The organism is Planktothrix sp., from assembly GCF_046067725.1.
In the GTDB taxonomy this organism is placed as follows: Bacteria; Cyanobacteriota; Cyanobacteriia; order Cyanobacteriales; family Microcoleaceae; genus Planktothrix.
On sequence record NZ_JBJUDF010000063.1, the window covers coordinates 1 to 4,950 of the forward strand.

Annotated in this window: 4 protein-coding genes; all 4 read right to left on the reverse strand. The window is 40.3% G+C overall.

Annotated elements, in window-relative coordinates:
• Positions 1 to 978 (reverse strand): retroviral-like aspartic protease family protein (locus ACKPEB_RS03665; RefSeq protein WP_408963437.1); only part of this gene is annotated, 978 nt, incomplete at its 3' end.
• Positions 975 to 1,745 (reverse strand): YebC/PmpR family DNA-binding transcriptional regulator, encoded by a 771-nt coding sequence (locus tag ACKPEB_RS03670; protein ID WP_408963438.1) that lies wholly within the window; start codon positions 1,743 to 1,745, stop codon positions 975 to 977. The genes ACKPEB_RS03670 and ACKPEB_RS03665, both read right to left, overlap by 4 nt.
• A 74-nt stretch (positions 1,746 to 1,819) precedes the next feature.
• Entirely contained in the window at positions 1,820 to 2,905 is a 1,086-nt protein-coding gene (locus tag ACKPEB_RS03675) for a response regulator (RefSeq protein ID WP_408963439.1), read from the reverse strand.
• Positions 2,905 to 4,950 (reverse strand): PAS domain-containing protein (locus ACKPEB_RS03680; RefSeq protein ID WP_408963440.1); only part of this gene is annotated, 2,046 nt, incomplete at its 5' end. The genes ACKPEB_RS03675 and ACKPEB_RS03680, both read right to left, overlap by 1 nt.

A 4,950-nucleotide genomic window follows, 5' to 3' on the forward strand; every position in this document is an offset into this window, starting at 1 on the left:
ATATTGATTGAAGAAACTTTGACCGATAATCCCATCCACTTGTAAGATATCTAAAACCGGAGAAGATAAAATCACCGCTTCCAAGTTATTTTGATGATAACCTTGAATACTAACTTGTTCTAAACGAGAACGTTCTGCATCTTCTAAACCACAAAACCCCTGAACCTGAATAGATTGACGATTTAACGGATCTAACTGTAGTTGATCAGCTAATTGTTCTGAAATAAAAATCGTATCGGCTCCCGTATCTAATAGAAAGGTAAATGGCCCCTTTCCGTTAATCTTGACCACTGCTAACATTACCCCTAAACGGCTTTGTAAGAAGATAGCTTCCTCCAAGGATTCCGGGGATAATTCCGAGGGATTCAATAACTGTAATTGACGAGTTTTAGGATTAATTTTAACATCAAAATTTCTTAAAAAATCCATTCCCAAAACGCCAAATAAGTCTTCAGGAATGACAGTAGTTGAGAATTCTAATCCTTGTAATTCTTCAACCCGAACTTGATTAATCACCAAAGGCGGTAAATGATGCAAAATTGCATTCATATTCGGACAATCATCTCCCGCTACCGCATAATCTAACCCTTCATTAGAAATCGGTTCGCCTTTTAAACCTAATTGTTGAGCAACGGCACTGGTAATCATGGTGGTCGATGCACCCGTATCTAATAAAAAGCTACCGGATGTTCCCCCTATAAAAAGTTGTAGAGTAAACACTTGACTTCCTTCTAACACTTGCAGGGGAATCGTGGTTTGCCCAACGGTTTTGGGTGGGGGTAAATTTAAACCCTGAAGTTTCACAATGGCATTAACCGAAAAAACACTTAATAACATTGTAGTCTTTGAATCAAGATCAGCACGGACAGGTGTGGGTTCCCTCGCCGAAGAATTCAAAAGGGAAGGGTTTGCCCATCCCTTCGTGCCGAAGGGCAAAACAATTGCTAAAACCACCACAAAGGAAGTTAAACCTTTCATGATTCGTTATAAAGCATTTGATAACAAGGATCAGACATTTCAAAATTTGCCGTTACACTTTGTACATCATCCAAATCATCTAAAGCATTCATGAGTTTCATTAAGGATTTGGCTTTTTCCACATCATCAACTTCAATAATATTATTCGGAATCCAACGCCATTCTGCTTCGACAACGTTAAATCCCTGTTCTTTTAATACCTGGGCTAAATGTTCTAAATTAGTGATCGCTGTTGAGACTTCCGCCCCATCACTATCATTGACCGGGGTTAATTCATAGGATTCTGCTTCCCCTTCGACTAGGGCTTCTAGCAGTTTTTCTTCATCAATGGGCCCAGCTAAGGTGACAACGCCTTTTTGATCGAACATCCAACTCACACATCCGGTTTCCCCCAAGTTCCCACCATTTTTACTAAAGGCTACTCGTAAATCGGCGGCGGTACGATTGCGGTTATCGGTGAGCCCTTCTATTAAAATCGCCACTCCTCCAACTCCATAGCCTTCATAACGAATGGATTCTAACTCAGAAGCTCCGGCGCCGAGTTTCCCTGAACCTTTAGCGATCGCTCGTTCAATATTATCATTAGGAATTCCGGCGGCTTTTGCCTTGTCAATGGCGGTTCGCAGTTGAAAATTTCCCGCCGGGTCACTTCCTGAACGTGCCGCTACAATAATTTCACGGGAAATTTTGGTGAATACTTTGCCTTTAACCGCATCCACCCTCGCTTTTTGGCGTTTAATATTCGCCCACTTACTATGTCCAGCCATACTCGAAGAGAATCACAGCACCCTTTATTTTAAGCGTTGTTGGTGATGGATGGTTGGTGTGCAGACCGGGTAAATTAACTCTTATTCCCAGGAAGATTCACAGTAAAGATCGAGCCTTGGGGATAATTATCTTCCAGGGAAATATCACCTCCGTGTGCTTCCATTGCCATTTTGCAAAACGCTAATCCTAAACCAATTTGATTAATTCCTTCTCGAATTGTCCCAATTTCATATTTCTGGAACAGTGTTTTTCGGGTGTTTTCACTAATACCTGGCCCTGAGTCAATAACTTGAACCATTGCCCCTCCATGTTCTAAATATTGTGCTTTTAATTCGATCTGACTCGGACTTGGAGAAAACTTAATTGCATTAGAAAGTAAGTTATCAATAACTCGGCGAAACAGCACAGCATCCACTAAAATTTTAGCACCTGGAGCAGGTAAATCGGGAACAATGATCACGTTTTTATGATGAGCTATTAACTCAAAATATTGAATAACTGAGGTACAAAGTTCACCTAAATCAATCGTTTTAAAATTCAGCATCATTTTCCCTGATTCTAACTTAGCCATCATCAATAAACTATCAATCATGACTTGTAATTGAGAACCATTTGCCTCAATTTGTTGAATTTTTTTCTGCTGTCTTTCCGGTGATAACCCTGGCTTTTTTAGTAACGCGGTTGAAAACAAAATACCCGCCAGAGGATTTCTGAGATCATGTACCATCATGTTTACCATATCTTCCCGCACTTGCAGTAGCGTTTGTATGCGATCATATTGTTGCTTAATGCGTAACATGGAACGAACCCTAGCTCGCAATTCAGTTCCATTGACGGGTTTACTAATAAAATCATCTGCACCCGCCTCTAAACATTGGGATAAATCGTCTTTACTAGCAAGGGCTGTCACCATAATCACCGGAATATATGACCATTGGGGATTAGCTTTCAATAATTTACAGAATTTTATGCCATTCATTTCTGGCATCATCACATCTAGCAAAATCACATCCGGTTGAGACATTTTGAGAAGATTAAACGCTTGTTTGACATTAGAAACATAACCTAATTCATAGCCTTCATTTGCCAGTAAAGTATCAATCACATCAAAATTATCGGGTTCATCATCAATAATTAGAATAATCGGCGTTTTGTCCATTACTGAGGGTTCCTTAAATTCAATAAACATTCAATCTTCTCGACCAGTTGTTTTAATTTTACAGGCTTAGAAAGATAATCATTCGCTCCTGCATTTAAACATTTTTGTTCATCTCCCATCATCGCTAATGCCGTTAAGGCAATAATCGGAGTAGAAGTTAATCGTTGTTCAGCACGAATTTGACGAATGGCTTCTAGTCCATCTACTTTGGGAAGTTGAATATCCATTAAAATTAAATCAGGAGACAAAGACTTGGCTAGTGTAACACCTTCTTCCCCATTTTTTGCAATCTCAATGTTGTACCCTTTACTGCTTAAATAACTGGAAATGGTGGCAATATTTAATTCATTATCCTCAACTAACAAAAGATTTGATGAACCGGTTGGTTTCTGGGAAGCCGTAAAGATTGTTGTCGGTTCTGATCGCTGTGATTTTTCAGGAGTGATAGGATGAGCAGACAATACAGGGGCTTGAATTGTCGATGCTGGGCTGAGAATATAGGGTAAGCAAACGGTAAAACAACTACCTTGTCCTAACTCACTGGTCACTCCAACCGTTCCGTGATGAAGTTCAACTAAACGACGCACTAATGCTAATCCTAACCCTGTCCCACTATACTGACGATTCAGACTGCTATCAATTTGGATAAACGGTTGGAATAATTTACTAGCATTTTCAGGAGTCAGACCAATACCTGTATCGATGACCGAAAATTGTAATAAATTCTGCGGGTCTGAGGATATGACTTTCACCTTGAATTTAACACTTCCACCTTCAGGAGTAAATTTAACGGCATTATTGAGGAGATTAATCAAAACTTGACGAATCCGAAGCTCGTCTACCACAATATCCCCTAACCCCTCTGGGATCTCGGTTGTTAGTTGAATATTTTTTTTAAGAGCCTGTTGTCGAACAAAGGTTAAGCTATTGGTACACAGGTAAGTGATGGATATTGGAGCCAACTGTAATTCTAATTTACCCGATTCGACTTTCGCGAGATCTAAAATATCGTTAATCAGGACTAACAGATGATGACCACTGCGCTCAATACTATTGACGGCTTGTTTCTGTGGTTCACTGAGGTCGCCAAAAACTCCATCCTGTAACCCTTCAGTCATTCCTAAAATCGCATTCAGGGGGGTTCGTAATTCGTGGCTCATATTTGCCAAAAATTCATCTTTAAGCCGGGTGGCTCGATCGAGTTCCGCATTGGTTAGGGTCAACCGTTCATTCACCTGTCGCAGTTTTTTTTCCGCTTCTTTAGTGCTAGTAATATCAAAGTTAACCCCAACCATTCGTTGCGGTTCTCCATTGTTATCCCGTTGAACTAAAGCATACGCTTTGATATATCGAATAGAACCATCAGGATGAACCACTCGGAATTCTGGGTCATATTCCTTCTCACCCCGTAACGCTTTTTGAATCGCCGTTTCAGTGATTTCTCGATCAATAGGATGCAATGCGTTTACCCAGGTTTGATAGATGGTTTCTCGAACATCTGACCTCTCTAAGCCATAAAGTTCATACATTCGATCATCCCAGATCAGTCGGTCTGACAAAATATCCCACTCCCAAATCCCAAACCCTCCTGATTCCAGGGCTAATGATAATCTCTCGGAGACCATCTCCAATTTTTCTTCAGATTGTTTCCGTTCAGTAATATCTTGAGCCGTGCCCACAATTTGCTTGATGGTTCCATCGTTGTTGCGTAAGAAAGCCACATCGCGACTGAGTAACCAGCGCCATTCTCCGTTGACATCTCGCATCCGATATTCACTGTTTCGCTTTTCAGTGTTCTGGAGAGTGTGTAAGTTATTCTGATGAACTAATACAGACTCTAAATCATCGGGATGGAGGAGATCGATAAAAAATGAATGTCCCATCGCTTGGATCTGCTCAGGGGAATACCCCAAAATATCAATGATCTCACGATTGCAGTAAATATTGCGCTGTTCCTCAAGATCATAAATATAAATAATATTGGGTGTATTATCAGTAATACTTTCAATAAAACGTTGACTTTCTTGTAATTCGGCGGTTCGTTG

Coding starts and splice junctions, on each gene's coding strand:
- ACKPEB_RS03675 (WP_408963439.1), bottom strand. CDS start 2,905: ATGGACAAAACGCCGATTATTCTAATTATTGATGATGAACCCGATAAT.
- ACKPEB_RS03670 (WP_408963438.1), bottom strand. CDS start 1,745: ATGGCTGGACATAGTAAGTGGGCGAATATTAAACGCCAAAAAGCGAGG.